The 21,811-nt window shown below is 57.9% G+C and carries 15 protein-coding genes and 1 tRNA gene; 5 read left to right on the top strand and 11 right to left on the bottom strand.

What is annotated here, in order from left to right; translation table 11 throughout:
- Position 1 precedes the first annotated feature (1 nt).
- On the bottom strand, positions 2 to 385 hold the full coding sequence (locus VHE58_03875) for a RidA family protein (protein ID HVS26421.1): 384 nt from the start codon (positions 383 to 385) through the stop codon (positions 2 to 4).
- A gap of 172 nt (positions 386 to 557) precedes the next feature.
- Here VHE58_03875 and VHE58_03870 point away from each other — a divergent pair, with 172 nt between their 5' ends.
- Complete coding sequence (locus VHE58_03870) at positions 558 to 908, top strand: tetratricopeptide repeat protein (GenBank protein HVS26420.1); 351 nt, start codon at positions 558 to 560, stop codon at positions 906 to 908.
- A 3-nt stretch (positions 909 to 911) separates the two neighbouring features.
- Entirely contained in the window at positions 912 to 2,885 is a 1,974-nt protein-coding gene (locus VHE58_03865; GenBank protein ID HVS26419.1) for an APC family permease, read from the top strand.
- Positions 2,886 to 3,083: 198 nt separating this feature from the next.
- Here the strand turns inward: VHE58_03865 and VHE58_03860 are convergent, their stop codons facing one another.
- From VHE58_03860 to VHE58_03850, 3 genes are all read right to left on the bottom strand, one after another.
- On the bottom strand, positions 3,084 to 3,521 hold the full coding sequence (locus tag VHE58_03860) for a response regulator (GenBank protein ID HVS26418.1): 438 nt from the start codon (positions 3,519 to 3,521) through the stop codon (positions 3,084 to 3,086).
- Between the two features lie 3 nt (positions 3,522 to 3,524).
- Positions 3,525 to 5,255: an ATP-binding protein gene (locus VHE58_03855; protein ID HVS26417.1), complete on the bottom strand. Its 1,731-nt coding sequence runs from the start codon at positions 5,253 to 5,255 to the stop codon at positions 3,525 to 3,527.
- 72 nt (positions 5,256 to 5,327) lie between these two features.
- Positions 5,328 to 6,299, bottom strand: a complete 972-nt coding sequence (locus tag VHE58_03850; protein ID HVS26416.1) for a quinone oxidoreductase — start codon at positions 6,297 to 6,299, stop codon at positions 5,328 to 5,330.
- A 549-nt stretch (positions 6,300 to 6,848) separates the two neighbouring features.
- Between VHE58_03850 and VHE58_03845 the strand changes: the two genes are divergently transcribed.
- A complete protein-coding gene (locus tag VHE58_03845) occupies positions 6,849 to 9,470 on the top strand; it encodes an EAL domain-containing protein (protein HVS26415.1) in 2,622 nt (873 codons plus the stop codon).
- 75 nt (positions 9,471 to 9,545) lie between these two features.
- Here VHE58_03845 and VHE58_03840 read toward each other — a convergent pair whose 3' ends face one another.
- From VHE58_03840 to VHE58_03820, 5 genes are read right to left on the bottom strand one after another with little or no spacing between them, the layout of a single operon-like run.
- The gene (locus VHE58_03840; GenBank protein ID HVS26414.1) at positions 9,546 to 11,000 is read right to left on the bottom strand and encodes an efflux transporter outer membrane subunit; all 1,455 of its coding nucleotides are present in this window, start codon (positions 10,998 to 11,000) and stop codon (positions 9,546 to 9,548) included.
- Positions 11,001 to 11,019: 19 nt separating this feature from the next.
- Complete coding sequence (locus tag VHE58_03835) at positions 11,020 to 14,133, bottom strand: multidrug efflux RND transporter permease subunit (GenBank protein HVS26413.1); 3,114 nt, start codon at positions 14,131 to 14,133, stop codon at positions 11,020 to 11,022.
- Complete coding sequence (locus VHE58_03830; protein ID HVS26412.1) at positions 14,130 to 17,297, bottom strand: MdtB/MuxB family multidrug efflux RND transporter permease subunit; 3,168 nt, start codon at positions 17,295 to 17,297, stop codon at positions 14,130 to 14,132. The genes VHE58_03835 and VHE58_03830 overlap by 4 nt, the downstream gene beginning before the upstream one ends.
- Positions 17,294 to 18,613, bottom strand: coding sequence for an MdtA/MuxA family multidrug efflux RND transporter periplasmic adaptor subunit (locus tag VHE58_03825; GenBank protein HVS26411.1), 1,320 nt, complete (start codon positions 18,611 to 18,613; stop codon positions 17,294 to 17,296). Before VHE58_03825 ends, VHE58_03830 begins: the two co-directional genes overlap by 4 nt.
- Complete coding sequence (locus VHE58_03820) at positions 18,613 to 19,092, bottom strand: Spy/CpxP family protein refolding chaperone (protein HVS26410.1); 480 nt, start codon at positions 19,090 to 19,092, stop codon at positions 18,613 to 18,615. Before VHE58_03820 ends, VHE58_03825 begins: the two co-directional genes overlap by 1 nt.
- A gap of 220 nt (positions 19,093 to 19,312) precedes the next feature.
- On the opposite strand from VHE58_03820, the gene VHE58_03815 reads away from it, so the two are divergent.
- Positions 19,313 to 20,035: a response regulator gene (locus tag VHE58_03815; GenBank protein ID HVS26409.1), complete on the top strand. Its 723-nt coding sequence runs from the start codon at positions 19,313 to 19,315 to the stop codon at positions 20,033 to 20,035.
- Entirely contained in the window at positions 20,032 to 21,447 is a 1,416-nt protein-coding gene (locus VHE58_03810; protein HVS26408.1) for an ATP-binding protein, read from the top strand. The genes VHE58_03815 and VHE58_03810 overlap by 4 nt, the downstream gene beginning before the upstream one ends.
- Positions 21,448 to 21,455: 8 nt before the next feature.
- Here VHE58_03810 and VHE58_03805 read toward each other — a convergent pair.
- Both VHE58_03805 and VHE58_03800 read right to left on the bottom strand, forming a co-directional pair.
- Positions 21,456 to 21,531, bottom strand: a tRNA-Ala gene (locus VHE58_03805).
- Positions 21,532 to 21,654: 123 nt separating this feature from the next.
- On the bottom strand, positions 21,655 to 21,811 hold a 157-nt coding region (locus VHE58_03800; protein ID HVS26407.1), incomplete at its 5' end, for a prolipoprotein diacylglyceryl transferase family protein.

The following is a 21,811-nucleotide window of genomic DNA, read 5'->3' as shown; positions in this document are numbered from 1 at the left end:
CTTACTCGCTCAGTACCAGCACCGCGTCTATTTCCACCAGCGCCCCGCGCGGCAGCGCGGCCACCCCCACCGCCGCGCGCGCCGGATAGGGTTCGTGAAAGTATTTGGCCATAATTTCGTTGACGCGCGCGAAATGGCCGAGGTCAGTCAGGAACACCGTGAGCTTGACCACATTATCCAGGCCGCCGCCCGCAGCTTGCGCCACCGCTTTCAGGTTTTCAAACACGCGCATAATCTGCGCTTCAATTCCCTCCATCAGTTGCATGCTCGCCGGATCCAGCCCGATCTGGCCGGAGAGATAAACGGTTTGACCTGCGCGCACCGCCTGTGAATAAGTACCGATAGCCTTCGGCGCGGCGTCGGTTTGAATATTTTTTTTTGCCATATCACGCTCCTTACAATTATTCGCCGGTCAACCCGCGTGCCGGGCGTTTTTAGCGCAAAAAACTCACGGCGATGTTATCAGGTTTGCCCGGTTTCAACACCGATTTTGCCTCACGGAATGCCCGGATTGCGCTATCATAACCGCATTCGCAAATGTTAATCCAAGTCCTCCGGTGAGCCCGCTCATTGCAAATCTGGAAAAAATGCTGGCGGCGGGCCGCGACGACGCGTTGCTGCGCTTCAGCCTGGGCAACGAATATCTGAAAAACGGCGAGTTTGCGGCTGCGGCACAACACCTGGGCGAGGCGGTGCGTCATGATCCTCTGTATTCGGCAGCGTGGAAACTTTTGGGGAAAGCACTCACGGAATGCGGCAAGCTCAAGGATGCACTGAATGCGTATCAGCGGGGAATCGAGGTGGCCGAAAAAAAAGGCGACAAGCAGGCCGCGAAAGAGATGCAGATTTTCGCGCGCCGGATTGAAATACAATTGAGAGACCATCGTAAGCCGCAGGCACAACAATAACGCATGCCTGATTTCGAAAAACTCCGTAAGTTTATAATCGGTGCCCCGCTCGACCCGCTTAAACCGGAAACCCGCCAGCATATTGTTCTGATCGCGTTCCTGGCGTGGGTGGGGCTTGGCGCGGACGGCCTGTCTTCATCTGCTTACGGTCCCGAAGAAGCGTTTCGCGCGCTCGGCACGCATACTCATCTCGGTCTTTACATGGCGGTGGCGACCGCGCTCACGGTTTTTGTCATTGCGATCGCCTACAACCAGGTCATCGAACTTTTCCCCTCCGGCGGCGGCGGTTACAAGGTAGCCACACAACTGCTCGGCCCGCACGCCGGGCTGGTCTCGGGTTCCGCGTTGATCGTTGACTATGTGCTGACTATCGCGATTTCGGTGGCGAGTGGCGTAGATGCGTTGTTTAGCCTGCTGCCAGTGGGTGCTCAACCGTTTAAGTTGTTCGCTGAAATTATCCTGATCTTGATGTTGATGGGGCTTAATCTGCGCGGCATGAAGGAGTCTGTTCAGGTCTTGCTGCCGATTTTTCTTGGTTTCGTCATAACCCATGTTTTGCTTATCGTCTACGGCGTGCAGGCGCATGCCGACAGTCTCCCCCGTCTGATACCCGACACCTTGAACGAAACGACAAGCCTGGCCCGCGAAACCGGCTGGTTGTTTGTCGCATCGCTGTTTTTGCGCGCCTATTCGCTGGGCGGCGGCACCTACACCGGCATCGAGGCGGTGTCCAACAACATCAACCGGCTGGCCGAGCCGCGGGTACGTACCGGCAAGCTCACCATGTTTTACATGGCGTTGTCGCTGGCGTTTACTGCGGGCGGCATCATTCTGCTTTACCTGCTGTGGGAGGCCAAACCAGTGGAAGGCCAAACGCTTAACGCAGTGGTCTTCCAGGGCATCATTTCGAGCCTCGGCGGGGGAAGCGAATGGATTAACGGCTTGGCTCTGGCGGTGGTATTGGCGCTGGAAGCGGGATTGCTGCTCGTCGCCGCCAACACCGGTTTTCTCGGCGGACCTTCGGTGATGGCCTACATGGCCGCAGATTCCTGGGTGCCGCGCCAGTTCCGCCAGCTCTCGAGCCGCCTGGTGACGCAGAACGGGATTTTCCTGATGGGCGTCGCGGCGCTGGCTATCCTCATTTGGACCGGCGGCAGTGTCGACCTTCTCGTGGTGTTGTACAGCATCAATGTATTTTTGACCTTTTCGATGTCGATAATGGGTTTGTGCGTGCACTGGTGGCGCAACCGCGAGTCGCTCGAGCATTGGCGCCGCAGGTTACTGCTCTCGATAGCCGGCCTTGCAATCACCAGCGGCATCCTGCTGGTGATTGTGGTCGAAAAATTCAGCGAAGGCGGCTGGGTGACACTGTTGATTACCGGCATGGTCATCGGGGTGTGCTTGCTGATTCGCAGCCACTACGACGAGGTGCGCGGCCAATTGCGCAAAATCGATGAGTTGTTCGTGGCCCAACCCAACTGGGACGAGAAGAAGATCACGCCGCCCGTGCTCGACCCGTCACAGCCTACCGCAGTGTTTCTGGTGGGCAAAAATCTGGGCGTGGGCATGCATACTTTGTTGTGGGTGCAGCGGCTGTTCCCCAACCATTTCAAGAATTTCGTTTTCCTTGCCGCGGGCGAAGTCGATGCGCAAAGCTACGACGCAAAAGAGACGATGGCCGCATTGCAACAAAAAATCAGCAACTCGCTCAAATACTACACCGGCTTCTGCCACAGTCATGGGCTCGCCGCCGCCGCCTACCAAGTTTTCGGCTGCGACCCGGTCGATGACCTCACCCAGCTCACCGAAAAAGTGGCGCAGCAATTTCCCAACTGCGTGTTCTTCGCCAGCAAGCTGATTTTCCAGCACGACAATTTCCTCACGCGCTGGCTGCACAACCAGACTGCGCTCATCATGCAAAGACGCTTGCACTTAAGAGGCATGCAGATGGTGATTCTGCCGATGAAAGTATCGTGAAGGGGCGCCGGGAACGAGGGTGCCGCGGCGGCGTGAAGCCTTTTTTAAGCGACGTGGCTTTTTCTTAAAAATGTGAGAGGCTTTATAGCATCACTTTAAGCCAAACATTTGTGATGTTTGCCAAATCGAATTCCAATGTCACGCAAAGTAAAGCCGGGGTCAAACAGAATAATTGCGTCACAGTATCCTACTCCAAACCTATTTCGGGAACGGCTCATTGAGGAAAGCCCAAAATATTCCCGTTTGTCCGATGCCTTCTACGAATTGTTGAAAGTTGACCGGTTTAACAACGTAAGCATTAACCCCCAATCGATAACTTTCCACCAGGTCCGCCTCCTCGCGCGATGAGGTCAACATGACGACCGGGATGACCTTGAGTGCGCTGTCGTTTTTCATTTGTCTCAGCACTTCCAGCCCATCCACCTTGGGCATTTTCAAATCAAGAAACACCACCAGGGGATAAATGTCATCGCGGGATTGGAATTGCCCCCGCCGATAAAGATAATCCAGCGCCTCGCCGCCGTGGCGCGTGATCACAATTTCGTTGGCCACTTTGAATTTCTTTAAAGCCGCCAAGGTCAGTTCGACGTCGTTCGGATTGTCTTCAACCAGCAGAATTGGTTTTAGCTTTGTCATGGACTATTCCTTATGAGAATTAGGAAGAGTGAAACAAAAAGTCGCGCCCTCATCAACCTTGCCTTCGGCCCGAGTCCGTCCGCCATGGCGATGAATGATCCGCTGCACGTTGGCCAAGCCGACACCTGTTCCCTCAAACTCATCGGCCCGGTGCAACCGCTGAAACACCCCAAAGAGTTTAGCGGCGTATTCCATATCAAACCCCGCGCCGTTGTCTTGCACGCAGAATTCAAATTCACCATTTTTCTCGCTGCACCCGACTTTGATCTTCGCCTGTTCGCGCCGCCGGGTATATTTAACCGCATTGGAGAGTAAATTCACCCAGACTTGTTTGAGCATGGCGCGATCCCCGTAGACTTTGGGCAAGGAATGAACTTCCCATTCGATATTTCTGCCCCGCGTGTCGCCCCCCATTTCTCGCACTACTTCATTCACCAAATCATCCATGCCGACCACCGTCTGTCGCATCTCGGCACGGCCCGTTCGAGAAAAAGACAGTAAATCGTCAATCAGCTTGCCCATCTGTTTCGCCGCGTCGGAAATGATCCCAAGATAGCGCTGACTAACATCACTCAAAGCCGAACCGCACTCCTCTCGCAACATATCCACAAAACCGTCAATATGGCGCAGCGGCGCGCGCAGATCATGGGATACGGAATGGCTGAAACTTTCGAGCTCCTCGTTGGCGGCTTCGAGCTGGGCAGTGCGTTCGACGACACGCTGTTCGAGCTCGGCTTTGGCCTTGCGGTCCGCTTCCCTCTGCTTATGGTGGAGGTAAATGCGAGAGATTAGATACACCAAGATAATAAACAGGACCGCAATCAATGCGTATGCGATGAGGACGCGCCTTAAAAGATCATCTTTCGCCGCAAACGCTTCGGTTTTGGGTTGCCCAACGACGACCCCCCAGCCATACTTGGTTATCGGCTCATAAGCGACAACACGTTCCTCGTTGTCTATTGGATTAAACAAAATATCAATGCCCCTCTCACCCCGCAGCGTCCTCTGGACAGACGGCACTGTGGAAAAATCCACGAGTTTGCCTTGCACGGGAAGTATTGGATGTGAGGCAAGTGTCCCTTTCCTATCTACGACATACACTAGCCCACCCGGACCAATGTCAATGCTCCTAATCCATTCGAGAAGCGTATCCGATCTTACCTGTAACACTAAAATGCCTAGCACTTCTTGTTTATTGCCTTTGATTGGAACGGCAGTTGCAACAACATTAAACTGCGGTTGTGCATATCGGGTATAGACATTGGAGACATACGGTTCCCATCCATGGCTCACGCCCTTATACCAGTCGCGGTCGGAAAAATCTTTGCCTCTGACTCCGGGCAGTTCAGGTATATCCGCCATCATTAATCCGGAGGGATCTGTCAGAAAGAGGCGTTCGATGAACGGGAAGTCTTGCGGTACACTCCTGAGAATTTCGCTCGCTTGATTCCATTTCCCGTCGCCGATCAGCTGGCGAAATTGAACGCGAGTTGCAAACGAACGCCCGACGTCTGTTAAACGGTCAAACTTTTCCGACAACATTGTTGCAGCAAGATAGGACACGGATTGACGCCTAGCCAAGGTGCTTTCGGTAAGATCCCGATCGATTGCCAGGTAACTCTGTACGAGCAACAGGACGATTCCGGAAAAGACAAATATACCAAGAGCGAGCTGTGTGTTTCGGGCGCGCGCGCGAAGAAAGAACGCAACAATCCTTGCAATCGCCTCCCCCATGCTTAGCCTCCCCTAGTGAAACCCAATTTGACGCTATCTGTGTACGAAAACAATTTAGCGAATAACCGTTTCTTAAGGCAACAAGAGCGTGGAGCCGGTGGTTTTGCGCGACTCCAAATCGCGGTGCGCCTGCGCTGCTTCTTGCAAAGGATAGGTCTGATTGACGGTGATCTTGACCGCGCCTTTTTTCACCACCGAAAAAAGTTCGCTTGCGCTCTTGAGCAGATCCTCGCGCTTCGCAGTGTAGGTCATTAAGGTCGGGCGCGTCAGAAACAGCGAGCCTTTCTGGGAAAGGACGGCAAGCTCGAACGGCGGCACCGCGCCCGAAGCGCTGCCGTAGCTCACCATCATGCCCAAGGGCGCAAGGCAGTCGAGCGAACCCATAAAGGTGTCCCTGCCGATGCCGTCGTAGACCACCGGCACGCCGGCGCCCTTGGTGATTTCCTTGACCCGTTCCGGAAATTTTTCCCTTGCAGTGACGATAACATGCCTGCAGCCAGCTTTTTTCGCGAGCTTCTCCTTTTCGTCGCTGCCGACGGTGCCGATCACGGCCGCGCCCAAGTATTTCGCCCATTGGCAGAGAATCTGGCCCACGCCGCCGGCGGCCGCGTGCACCAAAATCGTATCGCCCGCTTTGACCTTATAAGTGCGCCGCAGCAGATACTGCGCCGTCATGCCCTTGAGCATCATGGCCGCAGTGATCTTGTCGTCAATACCGGCGGGAATTTTGACCAGCCGGTCGGCCGGGCGCAGCAAAAGCTCCGCGTAAGCGCCGATCGGTTGCGCATAAGCGACGCGCTCGCCGATTTTAAACCCGCTTACTTTCGGTCCCACCGCTTCAATGATCCCCGCGCCTTCCATGCCCAGCGTGGCGGGGAGCGCCACGGGATACAGTCCGCTGCGGTGGTAGGTGTCGATAAAATTAAGCCCGATTGCGGTGTTGCGCACCAGCACTTGCCCGGGACCGGGTGTTTCAACCCCGACTTCTTCCCAGCGCATTTTTTCGGGCCCGCCAGTTTCGTGGATGCGGATTGCATAGGGCATGGGGTTGCGTCCTCTTGGCTTGTCAGTTCAGTCGATTTTTTGAAGAGCATCAAAAGCGTCTACAAGAAAGGCGCAATGTGTTTTCTTAACTGTGCTCTCCACAAGCAGCAAACTGCTTGAGTGCTTCCAGGTTGTTCGTGTTGCGCTTTCCTTTTCTTGCATTGCTCTCTTTCGAATAACTGAAACCTATTGTAGGAGATGGCCGGACACCTGTCTCGAACTGCCAACTTGCCGGGCACACTATTTTCGTCTATATGTAAAAATATATAAAACATGAAAATTCTGCCCAGGTAAAGGGCAAAATCTATCATTTTGTTAGATTTTGCTTAAAACCGTGACGATTAATCGCTTTTTTGGCATGTTCTAAGTAACGGAAGCGCTGTTTTCTGGCGAGAGGTCAGTTATTATTACGGTCGTTTTCATTAGCGGAGTGCGTAGTCATTTAACTCTTCATGCAGATGCCCGATCTACAGCATACGACCGACAGCCCGGGAAATGCCGCGCTGCCTGGTCCCACTCCCCCGCATAGAGCACCAAGCGGGATTGCCGGTGACGAATAGAGGTCGCGTGGAACCGGAACTGAAAATACTAATAGTCGAGGACAACCCGGCAGACGCGGAGCTCATGGTGCGGGAATTGCACCGCGGGGGAATCCGCTGCAGCACGCGGCTGGTCGACAATGAGCAGGGCCTCCGCAGGGAGCTCGACCAATTTGCGCCTAATATTATTCTTTCCGATTTCAGCATGCCGGGTTTCGACGGCTTGGCGGCACTCGCGGCAGTAAAGGAAAAACGACCGGACATACCTTTCATTTTTGTTTCCGGCACGATCGGGGAAGAAAAACTGATCGAGGCACTGAAGTCCGGCGCCAAGAATTACGTGTTAAAGACCAATTTGCGGAGATTGGCGCCTTCCGTGCAACAGGCGCTGCGGGAAGAGGGGCAGCGTGCAGCCCGCAAGCGGGCGGAGCTGAATCTGTTGCAGGAAAAGAATTTTTCCGAGTCGTTGATCAACAGCCTGCCTGGAATCTACTACCTTATTGACGAGCGGGGAAAAATACTGCGCTGGAACCGGCATTTTCAGGAAATGTCCGGGTACACCGGCGCGGAGATCGCTCAAGCCAATCCATCCGATTTTGTCGCCGAGGAAGATAAGGCCCTCAGCGAGGAAAAAATGCAGGAAGCCCTTGCCAAAGGCGAGTCCGCTGTGGAAGTACGCCTGTTATCCAAGAGTGGAAAAAAGACGCCTTTTTATCTCACCGCTTCGCGCATCAAGATAGACAACACGGCCTATCTCACCGGAGTAGGCATAGACATTACCGAGCGCAAAAAACAGGAACAAAAGATCGCACGGCTCAACCGGATCTACTCCGTCCTGAGCGGGATCAACTCCGCCATTGTCCGTATTCGCGACCGGCAGCAGCTGTTCGAAGAAGCCTGCCGCATCGCCGTGGAGCATGGCAAGTTCCGGATGGCCTGGATCGGGGTGCTGCCGCCCGGCGCGAACCTCGTCGTGCCTTTGGCTTGGGCCGGCCACGAAGACGGCTACCTAAAGAAGATCCGTGTTACGACACTGGAAGACGAACCCGGCAGCTACAGTGCGGGCGGCCAAGCGTTGCGCCTTAAGAGGTCGGTGGTTTGCAACAATATTGCCCAAGACACCCAGCTTGCCCCTTGGCAGAAAGACGCGCTGGAACGCGGCTACCAGTCGTTGGTAGGCCTGCCACTTGTGGTGGGAGACGAGGCGATAGGGGTGATGGGCCTCTACGCCGCGGAACCGGATTTCTTCGACAAAGACGAGATGGAGTTGCTGACGGAGCTGGCGGGCGATATATCGTTCGCTCTACAGTACATCGAAAAAGAAGAAAAGCTCAAATACCTCGCTTACTATGACACGGTAACCGGTCTTCCCAATCGTGCGCTCTGTTACGACCGGCTCAATCAAAACCTCCAGGCAGCGCGCATCGAAGGAACTCGCGCGGCAGTGGCTTTCGTGGACATTGAGCGCTTCCGGGAAATTAACGAGAGCCTGTCCCGGCACGGCGGGGATGCGTTGCTCAAGCAGGTGGGGGAGCGGCTGACTGATTCATTAGGAAGCGCCGCCAGCGTGGGACGTATTGCGGCAGACTGGTTTGCGGCCACGATAACCAACGTGCGCAAAGATGCGGAAATCGCTGATGTCATTGAGCAGAAAATTTTCCTGCCGCTGAATCAGCCTTTCAAAGTGAGCGGCCAGGAGCTCCGCATCGCCGTGAAAGTGGGTGTGGCATTGTCCCCGCATGACGGGGACGACGCCGAAACGCTGTTCAGGAACGCGGAAGCCGCGTTGAACCGGACCAAAACTTCGGGCGAGCGATATCTTTTTTATGCTCCGGAGATGAACGCCCGCGTCACCGAAAAATTGGCTCTCGAGAACAAGTTGCGTGTGGCTTTGGAAAAGCAGCAGTTCGTGCTGCACTACCAGCCGAAAGTCGATCTCGCCAGCCGGCAGGTGAGCGGGCTTGAAGCTTTGATCCGCTGGCAGGACCCGGAAACGGGGCTGGTGCCGCCGATGAAATTTATCCCCCTGCTTGAAGAAACCGGAATGATACTCGATGCCGGCTACTGGGCAATCAGCCAGGCTTCGGCTGATCACCGGCGGTGGAGCGCCAAAGGTCTGAATACGCGCATTGCGGTAAACGTGTCGCCGATTCAGCTGAGGCGAAAAGACTTTGTCGACACAATAAGGCGGGCCGTTGCGGAGCAGGCGGTCGACGCGCAAAATCTCGACCTGGAAATCACCGAAAGCCTGATTATGCAAAACATCGAGGACAATATTCGCAAGCTTAAGGCGCTGAGGGAAATGGGGGTCGGCATTGCGATTGACGATTTCGGAACCGGCTATTCGTCGCTGGGCTACCTGGCGAAGCTTCCGGTCAACGCCTTGAAGATCGACCGCGCGTTCATCGTCAACATGGTGCAGGATCCGGACAGCATGACCATCGTATCAACGATAATTTCCCTCGCGCATTCACTGAATCTCAAGGTGATCGCCGAGGGCGTGGACTCGGAAGAACAATCCAAGTTTCTCGGGCTGTTAAAGTGCGACGAGATGCAAGGCTTCTTGTTCAGCCGACCGGTGCCGTTTGACAAAATCGAGACGATACTGAAAGAAAACAGAGCTCTAAAATAATCCAAGTATGCGGACCTAATGCGGCCTCGCCAAGTAACACGGGCCCACGCATACCTATTCTTTTTATGGAGCCGGTCACTTCGAACTAATCGCCAGATCCGCGCTCGCTGGCAAACCCGATATATTCCAATCACCACCCAGCGCTTTGATCAAGAGCACGCTGGCAGTCAGTCTGCGGTTGAGGATGTCCACCGCAGTCCGCTCGTTGCTCAGCGCCGTGGCCTGTACCGTGACGACATTCAGATAGCTGACGGTTCCCGCCTTGTACTGATTGGTGGTCAAGGCTACGGATTCTCGGGCGGACTGCACCGCTTCATCCTGCACTTGGGCTTCCTGCTCGAGAATGCGCGCTGCCGCCAAGTTGTCTTCCACCTCCTGAAACCCGGTCAGCACGGTTTGGCGATAAGCAGCCACGTTCGCATCGTAGGCCGCGATGGCCTGGTCGGACTGCGCGCGTCTCAAGCCAGCGTCAAACAGGGTTTCCGCGATCGCCGGCCCGACCGACCAAAAGCGGCTGGGCAATGTGAACCACCTAGCGAAACTGGAACTCTCGAAGCCGCTTGACGCGGAAAGAGTGATCGCCGGGAAGTACGCCGCCTTGGCCACCCCGATCTGGGCGTTTGCGGCCGCCACCCGCCGCTCCGCCGCCGCGATATCGGGCCGGCGCTCAAGCAATTCCGAGGGCAGTCCGATGGGGATCGGTGGCGGCGCTACGGCGAGAGGCGCAACTGGAATGGAAAAAGTGGACGCGGGTTTTCCGACCAGCAGCGCAATGGCATGTTCCAACTGCGCACGCTGTACGCCCACATCGACCGCTTGGGCTTGCGTGGTTTTGAGCTGGGTTTGCGCCTGCACCATGTCCGCTTTGGCGACAACACCGGCGGCATACTGGTTCTGGGTGAGCCGCAGCGACTTCTCATAAGCGGCGACGGTGTCGTCAAGCAGCTGCTTCTGCGCATCCACGGCGCGGAGCTGGAAGTAATTCTGCGCCAGTTCGGCTTGAACGGAGAGGCGCGCGGCTTCGAGGTCCGCGGCGCTCGCTTGGGCGCTTGCCTGGTTCGCTTCGACTGTCCGTCGCACCCTGCCCCACACGTCCAACTCCCAGGCGGCATTGAGCGACAGCGAGTAGGTTGTAATCGGGACGGTAGAAACCGAAGGCCGGGTTCTGAGTCCCGAGGACTGGTGGGAACGCATATCCGAGGCGTCGGCGGAGAGGGTCGGAAAATAACCCGCCCGAGCGGACTGGACGAGTGCCCGCGCCTGACGAAACTGGGCTTCCGATTGGGCCAGGTTTTGATTTGAGATGTTGACCTGATCCTCCAGCGAGTTGAGCGGCGCATCATTGAAAGACTCCCACCACTTTCCCTTGATCTCCTGGTCCCTTGGCTGGGCAGTCTTCCAACTGTCCATCTCCTTGAAGGCAGTCGGCTCCTCTACCATCGGCCGGACATAATCCGGACCAACAGTGCAGGCAGTCAACAGCGCAAGCGGCGCCATCTGCGCGAAAAATCTCTTGTAACTTTGCTTCATTCTAACCTCCACAACTTCTTCATCCGACGCTATTCGGCGCCGTGCGCGTTGCGGCCAGACCGGTGCGCTTCGCCCAAACCCGTTGGCACCAAAAGCGGAAGCGATCCATATATAGATAGATCACCGGAGTGGTATATAGGGTGAGCAGCTGGCTCACCATCAACCCGCCAACGATCGAGATGCCAAGCGGACGGCGCAGCTCCGCCCCTTCGCCGAAGCCGACTGCAAGCGGCACCGCGCCCAGCAGCGCAGCCATAGTGGTCATCATGATCGGGCGAAAACGCAGCAGGCACGCCTGGTAGATCGCCTGCTCAGGGGCGAGCCCCTGCCTGCGCTCCGCGTCGAGCGCGAAATCGATCATTATGATCGCGTTCTTCTTGACGATGCCGATCAAAAGAATCACGCCGATGAGCGCGATGATGCTGAACTCGGTGTGAAACAAAAGCAGCGCAAGAATCGCTCCCACGCCGGCCGACGGCAGCGTCGACAGGATGGTGATCGGATGCACGTAGCTCTCATACAGCACGCCGAGCACGATGTAGACCGTGAGCAGCGCCGCCAGGATCAGCCACGGTTGACTATCGAGCGAGGCCTGGAAAGCCCGCGCGGTGCCCTGGAAGCTGCCATGGATTGAGGTTGGCGCACCGATGCGGTTAAGCGTGTCGTTGATTGCGCGCGTCGCGTCGGAGAGCGAAACGCCAACCGGGAGGTTGAAAGAGATCGTGGAGGCTACGAACTGGCCCTGATGGTTGACGCCGAGCGACGTGTTGGTGAACTCGTAGTGTGCGAAAGCCGAAAGCGGCACCTGCGCTCCGCCGCTCGTGCTCACATAGACGTTGTTCAGCGTCGCCGGGATTTGCCAGTACTGCGGCGCGGCCTCCATGACCACGCGGTACTGGTTGAGCGGATTGTAGATAGTCGAGACTTGGCGCTGACCGAAGGCATCGTTGAGCGTCGCGTCAATCAGGTTCGTCGTCACCCCGAGGCGCGCGGCGGTGTCTCGGTCGATGACCAAGGAGGTCTGCAGACCTTTGTCCTCCTGATCGGTGTTCACATCGGCCAGTTCGGGCAACTGGCTTAGGGCCTGCAAGATTTGCGGGCTCCAGGTGCGAAGATCGCCGAGCTCATCGGCTTGCAGCGTGTACTGGTATTGGGCATTGCTCTGCCGCCCGCCCACGCGGATGTCTTGCGCCGCTTGCAGGAATAGGCTCGCACCGGGCTCGCGCGCGAGCTTGCCGCGCAGCCGCGCAATCACCTGGTCCGCCGACAGCTTGCGCTCCTTGAGCGGCTTGAGCGAGACGAACATGAAGCCCGAGTTGACCCGGGAGCCGCCGGTGAAGCCGACCACGCTCTCCACCGCCGGGTCTTTGCGGATGATCTCCATGAAATCGGCAAGCTTCTGCCGCATCGCCTGGAACGAGATGCTTTGGTCTGCCTGAATGTTGCCGGTCAACCGCCCGGAGTCCTGCTGAGGAAAGAAGCCCTTGGGCACGATTACGTACAGGTAAACGTTGAGGCAGACGGTGCCGGCGAGCAGCAGCAGCATGAAGCGCCCGTGCCGCAGCGCCCAGGCGAGCGTCCTTTCGTACCAGCGCAGCAGCGCGGCGAACGCCCGCTCGCTTGCTTGGTAGAAGCGCCCTTGCTTGCGCTTTGTTTCCTGCTTCAGCAGCCGCGCGCACATCATCGGCGTCATGGTGAGCGATACCGCAAGCGACACCAGGATCGCCGCCGACAGGGTGACAGCGAATTCGCGAAACAACCTGCCGACAATGCCACCCATGAGCAGGATGGGAATGAACACCGCGATCAGTGAGAGGCTCATCGACAGCACAGTAAAACCCACTTCGCGTGCGCCTCGTAACGCCGCTTTCATGGGCGGCACGCCTTCTTCGATGTGGCGAGAAACGTTTTCCAGCACCACGATGGCGTCGTCCACCACGAACCCGGTGGCGATGGTGAGCGCCATCAGAGACAGAGTGTCCAGGCTGTAGCCGGCCAGGTACATCACGCCGAAAGTTCCGAGCAACGACACCGGCACCGTGACACTCGGGATCAGCGTGGCGCGCACGTTGCGCAGGAACAGGAACACCACCATGATTACCAGTCCACTCGAGATCAAGAGGGTGCGCTCGACATCGTGCAGCGCGGCGCGGATGGTCGGCGTGCGGTCCAGCGCGACAGACAGATCAATCGCTCTCGGGATCGAGGCGTGCAGCAAAGGCAGCAGCGTATTGACCCGATCGATGGTCTCGATGATGTTCGCACCGGGCTGCTTGTACAGAATCACCAGGACTGCCGGCTTTCCGTTTGCCGATCCCGCATTGCGGAGATCCTGCACCGAGTCCACCACCTCACCCACCTCCGACAGATGCACCGCGGCGCCGTTGCGGTAAGCCACGATGAGCGGCAGGTACTCGGCGGCCTTCTTGGCCTGGTCGTTGGCGTAAATCTGCCAGTGCTTATCGCCGTCCTCGACCGCGCCCTTGGGCCGATTCGCGTTGGTGGCCACGATCGCCGCACGCACGTCTTCAAACCCGATGCCGTACTTGTTGAGCACGGCCGGGTTTAATTCCACCCGCACCGCCGGTAGCGCACTGCCGCCTACGTTCACTTGGCCGATGCCCTGCACCTGCGATAACTTCTGGGCGAGTATGGTCGAGGCCGCATCGTACATCTGGCCCTGCGTCATGGTGTCCGAAGTCAGCGCCAGAATCATGATCGGCGCATCGGCCGGGTTCACCTTGCGGTAGGTCGGATTGCTCGGCAGCCCCGTGGGCAGCAGGCTGCGGGCAGCGTTGATCGCCGCCTGCACGTCACGGGCGGCGCCGTCAATGTCGCGGTTGAGGTCGAACTGCAAGACCACGCGTGTCGAGCCGAGCGAACTTGACGAGGTGATTTCCGTGACGCCTGCAATGCGGCCGAGCGAGCGCTCCAGCGGCGTGGCCACGGTCGCGGCCATGGTCTCGGGGCTCGCGCCCGGCAGCGACGCCTGCACTGAGATGGTCGGAAAATCCACCTGCGGCAGCGGCGCAACCGGCAGCAGCTTGAAAGCGACCAGGCCAGCGAGCGTTACGCCCAAGGTGAGCAGAGTCGTGGCGACCGGCCGCTCAATGAAAGTAGCGGAGAAGTTCACGGCCGTACCCCGTCAGCTTCGCGGCCGTCAATTTTGCGCGAACGGCGCGCCTCGACACGTCGCGCGAGTCGGTCGAACGCCAAATAGATGACCGGGGTGGTGAACAACGTCAAAACTTGGCTCACCAGCAGCCCACCCACCATGGTGATGCCCAGCGGCTGGCGCAGTTCCGCGCCGATGCCGGTGCCGAGCATCAGCGGCAGCGCCGCGAGCAGCGCCGCCATGGTAGTCATCAGGATCGGCCGGAAACGCAGCTGGCAGGCCTGGAAGATCGCGTCACGGGGCGGCTTGCCTTCCCGGCGTTCGGCGTCGAGGGCGAAGTCGATCATCATGATCGCGTTCTTCTTGACGATGCCGATCAGCAAGATGATGCCGATGATCGCGATGATGTCCAGGTCTTTCCCCGAGACCATGAGTGCCAGCAGTGCACCAACGCCGGCCGAGGGCAGCGTCGAAAGAATCGTGATCGGGTGGATATAGCTCTCGTACAACACACCGAGCACAATGTACACGATGATGATAGCGGCGAGGATCAGCAGCAGCGTGTTGTTGAGCGAGGCCTTGAAAGCGAGCGCGGCGCCCTGGAAGCTGGTCTGCACGCTGAGCGGCAGGCTGATTTCCTGTTCGGCGGTGCGAATCGCCTTCACCGCGTCGCCGAGGGAGGCACCGCGCGCCAGGTTGAACGAAATGGTCGCCGCCGGAAACTGGCCAAGATGGTTGACTACCAGCGACGCGGGGTGCTCGCTCACTCGCGCGATCGTGCTGAGCTTTACCTGCCGCGGTATTTGTGGACTACTGGTCGTTGGTTGAGCAATCGTGGTCGCTTGGACAACCGGAGCGGTCGCAACGTAGATGTCGTCCAGCGCCGCCGGACCCTGCTGGAACTCGGGCTGCACTTCCAGTACCACGCGGTACTGATTGGATTGAGTGAAGATGGTGGAAACCAGACGCTGGCCGAAGGCGTTGTAGAGGGCGTTGTCGATTGCCCCCGGCGTGATGCCGAGCCGGCTCGCGGTACTGCGGTCGATATCCACATAGGCCTGCAGTCCTTGATCCTGCAGGTCGCTCGCCACGTCTGCAAGTTGCGGGATCTGGCGCAGCCTCTCCACCAGCCTGGGCACCCAGGCGCTCAATTCGTCCGGGTCGGCGTCCTCGACGCTGAACTGGTACTGGGTGCGGCTCACCCGATCCTCGATGGTCAGGTCCTGTACGGGTTGCATATAGAGCGTGATGCCTTCCACTTGCGCGAACTTCCCTTGCAGACGGCGGATCACGTCCACGGCACTAACACCGCGGGCGTCGAGCGGCTTCAAGTTGATGAGCATGCGCCCGCTGTTGAGCGTGACGTTGGTGCCGTCCACCCCGATGAACGACGACAAGCTTTCAACCGCCGGATCCTGCAACACCACGCGGGCCAGCTCCTGTTGCCGCTGTGCCATGGCGGAGAAAGAAATGGATTGCGGGGCTTCGGAAATGCCCTGGATCACGCCCGTGTCCTGCACCGGGAAAAAGCCCTTGGGCACGTAGATATACAGCAGCACCGTGAGCACTAGCGTGCCGATCGCGACCAGCAGCGTGGCGCCCTGGCGGTCCAGCACCCAGTTGAGCATCACGCCGTAGCGCCGAATCACTGCATCGAAGAACGCGCCGCCCTTGCGATAGAACCACCCCTGCTCGGCCTCGGGTGTGTAGCGCAGCAGCTTAGCGCACATCATCGGCGTGAGCGTGAGCGAGACGAAAGCCGAGATCAGGATGGCCACCGCGAGGGTGATCGCGAATTCGCGGAACAGCCTCCCCACCACGTCGCCCATGAACAACAACGGAATCAACACCGCGATCAACGAAAAAGTGAGCGAGATAATCGTAAAACCGATCTGCTCGGCGCCTTTGAGCGCGGCTTTCAACGGCGGCTCGCCCTGCTCAATGTAGCGGGCGATGTTCTCGATCACCACGATGGCGTCGTCCACCACAAAGCCGGTGGCGATGGTCAACGCCATCAGCGTCAGGTTGTTGATGCTGAAGCCGGCGAGGTACATCACGCCGAAAGTACCCACCAGCGACAGCGGTGCCGCCACGCTCGGAATGGCGGTGGCGGAGGCGTTGCGCAGGAACAGGAAGATCACCATCACCACCAGCGCCACGGCCAGCATCAGGTCGAACTGCACATCCTTGACCGAGGCGCGTATGGTGGTAGTGCGGTCGGTGAGCAGGCTCACCTCCACCGAGCCGGGCAAGGTGGCCTGCAACCGGGGCAAGAGCTGCTTGACGCGGTTCGCCACCTCAATCACATTGGCGCCGGGCTGGCGCTGGATATTGATGATCAACGCGGCTTGGTCATTGGCCCACGCGGCGAGCCGTGCGTTTTCGGCGGCGTCTACCGCCTCGGCCACGTCCGTCAGACGCACCGGTGCCCCGTTCCTGTAGGCAATGATGAGCCGCTGGTATTCGTCGGCGGATTTGAGCTGGTCGTTGGCGTCAATGGTGGAGGCGCGGGCAGGGCCGTCGAAGCTGCCCTTGGCCTGGTTCACGTTGGCGCTGCCGATCGCGGTGCGCACATCGTCGAGGCTCATGCCGTAGGCCGCCAAGGCCTTCGGGTTAACCTGGATGCGCACCGCGGGCCGCTGGCCGCCGCTGATGCTTACCAGGCCCACGCCCGGCAGCTGGGAAATCTTCTGCGCGAGCCGAGTGTCAACCAGGTCCTCCACCTTGGGCAGCGGCAGCGTCCTAGACGTGATCGCCAGCGTCAAGATCGGCGCGTCGGCCGGATTGACCTTGTTGTAGATCGGCGGTGTGGGCAGGTCCGTGGGAAGCAGGTTTCCGGCCGCGTTGATGGCCGCCTGCACTTCCTGCTCGGCCACGTCGAGACTCAACGCGAGGCTGAACTGCAGCGTAATCACCGATGCGCCGCCCGAGCTCGTCGATGACATCTGGTTCAACCCCGGCATCTGGCCGAACTGGCGTTCGAGCGGCGCGGTAATCGACGAAGTCATCACGTCGGGGCTGGCGCCCGGATAAAGTGTCACCACCTGGATGGTCGGGTAATCGACTTCCGGCAGCGCGGAGAGCGGCAGCAGTCGGTAGGCGACAATGCCGGACAGCAAGATGGCCAGCATCAAAAGCGAGGTCGCAACCGGCCGCAGGATGAATAAACGAGAGGGATTCATTCGCCGGTTCCGTTGCCGGGTTTCTTGGACGTATCCTTCTGCGCCCCGTTGCGCGTTCCGCGACGTTGTTCCTCATCTGGAGGACGCCGACTTATCGCGGACGCCACGCCCGTGTCGCGCGAGACGGGTTCGACTTTGGCGCTCTCGCGCAACTTGTCCATGCCATCGATGACGACGATTTCACCGGGCACAAGGCCGGTTTCGATGGCCGTTTGTTCAACCTGCGTTGGCCCCAGCTTCACCTGCCGCACCGTCACCGTCTGGTCCGGTTTCACGACGTAGACGAACGTGCCCAGGCTGCCGCGCTGAATGGCGGCCGACGTTATAACCGTGGCGCCTTTTCTGATGTCTATGAGCATGCGCGCGTTCACGAACTGGTTGGGAAACAGTTTGTAGTCGTCGTTGGCGAATTGCGCCTTAAGCTTGACGGTGCCGGTGGTGGGGTCGATCTGGTTGTCCGCGGTCAGCAAGAAACCGGTGGCGAGTTTGGTTTTGCCTGCACGGTCGTAGGCGTCTACCACAAGCGGGTTACCCGCCTGCAGTTTTTTCATCACTTGGGGAATGCTATCTTCGGGAATGGTAAAGATGATGGTGACCGGCTGCAATTGAGTAACCACCACCAAACCATTCTGATCGCTGGCGTGGACGATATTGCCCGGGTCCACTTGGCGTAGTCCCACGCGCCCGTCGATGGACGCGGTAATTCGGGTGTAGACGAGTTGCAGCTTGGCGCTGTCGATCTGCCCCTGGTCGGTTTTCACCGCACCCTGGTATTGACGCACCAGGGCTGCTTGAGTGTCCAGTTGCTGCTTCGCGACCGAATCCTGCGCAAACAGCGTGCTGTAGCGCCCCAGGTCGAGCTGCGCGTTCTTCAGCAGGGCTTGGTCGCGCGCCATTTGACCCTCGGCTTGTGTCAACTGCACTTGAAACGGTCGCGGATCGATCTCCGCCAGCAAATCTCCGGCATGGACGAACTGGCCTTCCTTAAACATCACCTTGAGCAACTGTCCGTCAACGCGGCTCTTCACGGTAACGGTATTTAAAGGCGTGACCGAGCCCAGGCCGGTAAGATAAACGTCGATATCGCCTGTTTGCGCCGCTGCAACCACAACGGGCTGGCTTTTGGCCGGCAAGTCCGATCCGCGCTTGGAAGCAGACGTCTGTGTATCGCCAAGTTTGGTCAGCAGCGGATACGCCGCTGCGGCCAGCAAGCACATTAGCAACAACCCAATCCACAGCCGGCGCGGCACGCCGGCGAAAAGCGGCTTTCTTTCCGCGCGCATGGACGGATTAATCAGTTGACTTTCTTTCGGCATCAACCTTCCCCGGATTGGCGTTGATGCCGTTTTTCCAGGAAGCGTTCCATCCGTTGGCGTTTTTCTTTGATGGCGTTTATCACTACCTCTTGCTGCTCAGGCGATAACCCGGAGTAAAACGCGAGTGCATGTTGACGGAAATCCCTGCGTGCTGCGTAAATTTGCTCGTGGGCCGTGTCCGCTGCCGTACCCAGGGCTGCCAAGTCCAGGTGGGGCTTGGCGAATTCCGCGTCAGCTGCATCATGCAGCTGCCTGCGGGATTCCATCATTTTTTCGCGCAGCGACCTTTCCTCATCTTTAAGCGCCTCCCACTGCCGATCCTGATCGGGCATGAGTTTTAGCTGCGTGTGCAACTGTTCGCTGAACATCCGGTTAAATGGCCTGTCCTGCCAAGCCGTTTGAGGCGCTGCTGCGCCGGTAAGCATGCCCCCAGCCAGCGACAGGCCGGCGATGGCAAGGATGATTTTCGAGGTCTTCATCTTGGGTCTCCTTCAGTTTTAACTCTATATAAAGCATGGCGGCGCCGAAAAATTCGCGCCGACAAGCACTGTGCGACATCTGTTATTTAATCACTGCAATGTGATTGGGGCTTCTCCGCCAGCGGGATTTTTGTAACATATCCTGGCGGGAACGGAACCTGTAACATTGTGTTACAAAAATGCGCTTCGAGATGACTTAAAGACGGGGTATAAATTTTTCATGGAAGTCGCGGATCACATATTGGTGGTGGACGATGACGCCGAGATTAGGCGCCTGCTGCATGAGTATCTTACGAAATCCGGCTATCGCGTAACGGCGGTAAAGGATGGCAGCGGCATGTGGGAGGCTGTCGACGGCGGGCGTGTCGATCTAATCGTACTCGACGTCATGTTGCCGGGCGACGATGGGCTGTTGCTATGTCGGTCGTTGAGGGCACGTTACCAAACACCGGTCATTATGCTCACCGCACGCGGCGAAGAAACCGACCGTATTATCGGATTGGAGATAGGGGCGGATGACTATTTGCCGAAGCCGTTCAGCCCCCGGGAACTGCTCGCCCGCATCAAAGTGGTTCTGCGGCGCGCAAGATCTTTGCCCGACAATCTTAAGCCTGACGAAACGCGTGCGATTCGTTTTGCGGACTGGCGACTCGACGCAGTTTCTCGCCACCTGGTGTCGCCCGCCGGTGTGGTGACGCCGCTGAGCGGGTCGGAGTACCGCTTGTTGCGGATATTTCTGGGGCACCCTAATCGGGTTTTGACGCGAGACCAGTTGATGGATCTGATGCAGGGCCGCGAGACGGAACCCTTTGAGCGCAGCATTGATGTTCAGGTAAGCCGCTTGCGGCGACGCTTGGGCGATGATGCAAGAGAACAGGCCATCATAAAAACGGTGCGCAGCGAAGGCTACGTACTTGCCGCCGAGGTGGAGATGGAAAGATGAAGTGGCTGCTGCCCAGAAGCCTCTTCGGCCGCATGGTGCTGGTATTGGTGTTGGGGCTGATTGCCGCGCAGATTCTGAGCGCCGCCATCCTGTTTCGGGAACGGGAGCAGCATATCGTTCAGATACGGGTTACCCGGGTCGCGCAAAAGATAAATGACGCAGTCCGTGTCCTGGAGGCGCTCAATGCGGAACAGCGGCGCAGCGTTGTGCCGTTGTTCAACAGCAACACGTTTTCGGCATCGTTGGGCAGCGGCGCTGGTTTTGTTGAAAAATCAGATCCTGAATTGGGTGATACAGCCCAGGATTTTGCAGCCGGGCTACGATCCATTTTAGGCAGTCAAAGGACAATCAGGACGCGGGTGATGTATGGCGTCGACGCAAGTTCGAGCGGAGAAGAAACGGGTTCGGGTCCAAGTGGGCCCAAGCCGGACGCTGAAACATTGCGGCGGGAGCAATCGAGGTTCCGGCCTTTGACGCTTACCGCCCAAGTGAGTTTGGCGGATGGAACCCTCGTCAATTTTCGGGACCAGTTTCCGAGGGAGCCGGGGCGCTGGCCATATCGGCTGGCTTTCGATCTCTCGGTCAGGCTGGCGGCGGTCGTAATACTCTCGCTTATCGCCGTTCGCTGGGTAACGCAGCCTTTGTCGTCGCTGGCAGAAGCCGCGAAAAATCTTGGGGAGAACATAAACAGACCCCCCATTGACGAGTCCGGCCCCTCCGAAGTAAGCAGTGCCGCACACGCCTTCAACAAAATGCAGTCGCGCCTGGCAAATTATGTCAATGACCGGACTCGCGTCTTGACAGCGATGTCCCATGACCTGAAAACGCCAATTACACGCCTGCGCTTGCGCACTGAGTTGCTTGACGAGCCCGAGCTCAGGGCCAGGTTTGCAAAAGATCTCGACGAGATGGAATCAATGGTTCGGACGACGTTGGATTTTATGCGCGGCGTGGAGGTTGATGAACAATTTCAACCTATCGACGTCATGGCTCTTCTGGAAAGCCTGCAGGCTGATTTCGAAGAAATGGGATACCAAGTCCGTATAAAGGGTAACACCGCCTCTGCATTCGTGGGCAAACCACGTGCGCTCAAGCGCTGCCTCAACAACCTTATCGAAAATGCCGTGAAATACGGCAACAACGCGACTATCATCGTGCAGGAAGAAGAAGCGCATCTAGTCCTGAAGATTGAGGACGAAGGCCCGGGAATTCCTGCGGAAGAACAGGAAAACGTATTTGCTCCCTTTTACCGGATTGAAACCTCGCGAAATCGCGACAGCGGCGGCACGGGATTGGGTCTTAGCATTGCCCGCAGTATTGCACGCGACCACCGGGGCGACATAGCTTGCAGAAACCGGGAAACGTCCGGCTTGCAGGTAATCGTAACTTTACCCAGGCAGGTTTCGACTTGAAGTGGGAATGGTGGAGTCGAGGAGGATCGAACTCCCGACCTTCGCATTGCGAACGCGACGCTCTCCCAGCTGAGCTACGACCCCACTGCGGAAAGGGAAACTATTATACTCGGGAAAACGCCCGCATTCACCAACCCGGATATGCAAATTACGCCGCCTTAAAGCAACACCGTTCCGCTCGACGAGTTTCCGCGTGGCGCGCAAGACTTAAACTCGTTTGTGGTAACTCCACCACAGTATCCAGATCCCGCCCGCTATCATCGGCAGCGAGAGCCATTGCCCCATGCTCAAATTAAGAGCAAGCAGGCCCAAAAACGAGTCCGGCTCGCGGGTAAACTCCACCAGAAAGCGGAACAGCCCGTAG

This window comes from Burkholderiales bacterium (genome assembly GCA_035543335.1).
GTDB lineage: Bacteria > Pseudomonadota > Gammaproteobacteria > Burkholderiales > JAHFRG01 > JAHFRG01.
This window is presented reverse-complemented; position numbering and strand designations above follow the sequence as displayed.